The organism is Luteimonas yanweni, from assembly GCF_039548475.1.
GTDB lineage: Bacteria > Pseudomonadota > Gammaproteobacteria > Xanthomonadales > Xanthomonadaceae > Luteimonas.
The window spans coordinates 1-3,376 of sequence record NZ_JBCLVC010000003.1 but is presented as its reverse complement, the minus strand read 5'-3'; the positions used below and the strand labels follow the sequence as shown (position 1 = coordinate 3,376).

Annotated in this window: 1 protein-coding gene and 1 riboswitch; the gene reads right to left on the bottom strand. The window is 69.6% G+C overall.

From position 1 onward, the window contains the following. Positions 1-95: 95 nt before the first annotated feature. On the bottom strand, positions 96-2,984 hold the full coding sequence (gcvP, locus tag WCE39_RS01090; RefSeq protein ID WP_343274869.1) for an aminomethyl-transferring glycine dehydrogenase: 2,889 nt from the start codon (positions 2,982-2,984) through the stop codon (positions 96-98). 46 nt (positions 2,985-3,030) lie between these two features. Beyond that, positions 3,031-3,132: riboswitch (glycine riboswitch) on the bottom strand. Between the last annotated feature and the right edge of the window lie 244 nt (positions 3,133-3,376).

The following is a 3,376-nucleotide window of genomic DNA, read 5'->3' as shown; positions in this document are numbered from 1 at the left end:
CCCCCCCCCTCTCCCCCCCCCCCCCCCTCCCTCCCCCCCTCCCCCCCCCCCCCCCCCCCCCCCCCCCCCCCCTGGCCCATCAAGCGCTCCGGCGGTTACACCACGTCGGGCTCGCTGAACGCCTCCGGCTCGTCCTCGGCCGAGCCGATCGGGATGCAGCTGCAGAACACGTTCTTGTCGCCGTGCACGTTGTCCACGCGCGCCACCGGCGGCCAGTACTTCTGCTGGCGCAGCGACGGCAGCGGGAACACCGCCAGCTCGCGTGGATAGGCGTGGGTCCAGTCGCTGGCCGAGGCCTGCGCCGCGGTGTGCGGGGCGTTCTTCAGCGGGTTGTCCTCGCGGTCCAGGCGGCCGTCCTCGATCGCGCGGATTTCCTCGCGGATCTGGATCATCGCGTCGATGAAGCGATCCAGCTCGTGCATCGACTCGCTTTCGGTCGGCTCCACCATCAGCGTGCCCGAGACCGGGAAGCTCAGCGTGGGCGCATGGAAGCCGAAATCGATCAGGCGCTTGGCGACGTCCTCGGCACCGATGCCGGTGGCGTCCTTGAGCGGACGCAGGTCGAGGATGCACTCGTGCGCGACCAGGCCGTTGCGACCCGTGTAGAGCGTCGGATAGTGCGGCTCGAGGCGCCTGGCGACGTAGTTGGCGTTGAGCAGCGCGACCTGGGTGGCGCGGCGCAGGCCTTCGGCGCCCATCATCACGATGTACATCCAGCTGATCGGCAGGATGCTGGCCGAGCCGTGCGTCGCGGCCGAGACCATGCCGACCTCGCCCTCGCCGCCGAACGCGCGCGGCAGGAACGGCGCCAGGTGCGACTTCACCGCGCAGGGACCGACGCCGGGGCCACCGCCACCGTGCGGGATGCAGAAGGTCTTGTGCAGGTTGAGGTGGCTGACGTCCGAGCCCCACTTGCCGGGGCGGGCCACGCCGCAGAGCGCGTTCATGTTGGCGCCGTCGGTGTAGACCTGTCCGCCGTGGGCGTGCACGATTTCGCAGATCTCGACCACGTCTTCTTCGAACACGCCGTGCGTGGACGGGTAGGTGATCATGATCGCGGCCAGGCGGTCGGAGTACTTCTCCGCCTTGGCGCGGATGTCCTCGACGTCGACGTTGCCGTTGGCGTCGCAGCGGGTCACGACCACGGTCATGCCGACCATCTGCGCCGAGGCCGGGTTGGTGCCGTGCGCGGACTCGGGGATCAGGCAGATATCGCGGTGGCCTTCGCCCTTCGAGGCCAGGTAGGCGCGGATCGCGAGCAGGCCGGCGAACTCGCCCTGGGCGCCGGAGTTGGGCTGGAAGCTGACCGCGTCGTAGCCGGTGATCTCGGCCAGCATCGCCTCCAGGCCCTCGATCAGCTCCTTGTAGCCCTCGGCCTGGTCGGCCGGCGCCAGCGGGTGGATCTGGCTGAACTCCGGCCAGGTGATCGGGATCATCTCGGCGGTGGCGTTGAGCTTCATGGTGCACGAGCCCAGCGGGATCATCGTGCGGTCCATGGCCAGATCCTTGTCGGCCAGGGCACGCATGTAGCGCAGAAGCTCGTGCTCGCTGTGATGGGTGTTGAACACCGGGTGGGTCATGAACGCGGTGTCGCGGACGAGGTCGGCGGGCAGCGCGTCCGCGACGCTGGCGTCGAGGGCGTCGATGTCGTCGACCACGGCGCCGAACAGCGCGGCCAGCGCGACCACGTCCTCGCGCGTGGTGGTCTCGTCCAGGCTGATGCCGACGCTGCCATCGTCGATCGCGCGCAGGTTGATGCGCGCGTCGCCGGCCTTGGCATGCACGGCCGCGGCGTCGATGCCGCTGACGTGCAGGGTGTCGAAGAACGCGTCGCCCACGGTGGCGCCGGCACCGCGCAACGCGGTGGCCATGATGGTGCTGAAGCGGTGCACGCGGCGCGCGATCCGCACCAGGCCCTCGGGGCCGTGGTAGACGGCGTACATCGACGCCATCACCGCCAGCAGCACCTGCGCGGTGCAGATGTTGGAGGTCGCCTTCTCGCGGCGGATGTGCTGCTCGCGGGTCTGCAGGGTCAGGCGGTAGGCGGGATTGCCTTCGGCGTCCACCGAGACACCGATCAGGCGGCCCGGGATCTGCCGCTTGAAGGCGTCGCGGCAGGCCATGTAGCCCGCGTGCGGGCCCCCGAAGCCGAAGGGCACGCCGAAGCGCTGGGTGTTGCCGATGACGATGTCCGCGCCCCATTCGCCGGGCGCGGCGATCACGGTCAGCGCGAGCAGGTCGGCCGCCACGGTGACCACGCCGTTGCGCGCGTGCACGGCTTCTGCCACGGCGCGGTAATCGTTGATGCGGCCGAAGGTGTCGGGGTACTGCAGCAGCACGCCGTAGCTGTCGACGGTGGCGGCGTCGGCGTCGTCGCCCACGTGCAGCTCGATGCCGAGGCCACCGGCGCGCGTGCGCAGGACCTCCAGGGTCTGCGGGTGCACGTTCTTCGACACGAAGAACACGTTCGACTTCGACTTCGCCGAGCGCTTGGCGAGCGTCATCGCCTCGGCCGCGGCGGTGGCTTCGTCGAGCAGCGAGGCGTTGGCGATCTCCATGCCGGTCAGGTCGGCCAGCATGGTCTGGAAGTTGATCAACGCCTCCATGCGGCCCTGCGAGATCTCCGCCTGGTAGGGCGTGTAGGCGGTGTACCAGGCAGGGTTCTCGAGGATGTTGCGCAGGATGACGTTGGGCACGTGGGTGCCGTAATAGCCCTGGCCGATGAAGCTGCGATAGACCGTGTTCCGGTCGGCGATGGCGCGGATCTTCGCCAGCGCATCGACCTCGGTCATCGGCGGCGGCAGGGCGAGCGCGTCGCCGGAGCGGATCGAGCCGGGGACGATGGCGTCGGTCATCGCGTCGAGCGAATCGTGGCCGACGACGCGCAGCATCTGCGCGATCTCGTCTTCGTTCGGGCCGATGTGGCGTTCCACGAACGCGTCGTGGTGCTCGAGCGAGCGGAGGGAAGCAGGTTGCTTGGTCATGGCAATGGACTCTGGCGGGCGCGGGTGGGCCGCGTGCACGCACGCGGGGCGCCCCTCTGTCCTTTTGCCTGAGAGTTCGGGACGGGGCGCGAGCCCCATCCATGCACCTTCGGCGCCGGGTTTGACCGGTCTCTCCAGAGTTGTCCCAGCCGGCGGTACGTGGGCCTGAGCGATTACGGGCGTTGCGCCTTCGGCAGCCGGCCCGGTGGACTGGACGGCTTCTCCCGCTGGAGGGTCTTGCCCGGGGATTATAGCCTGCCGGGCAGCGGCAGCTCCTGTGGAGCAGTGCCAACTCTGTGGAGCAGTGCGAGCTCTTGTGGGAGCGGGGGGGGGGGGGGGGGGGACAGCTACGACCTGAGCACCCCCCCCAGAAACGCCTCCCCAACAAAAGG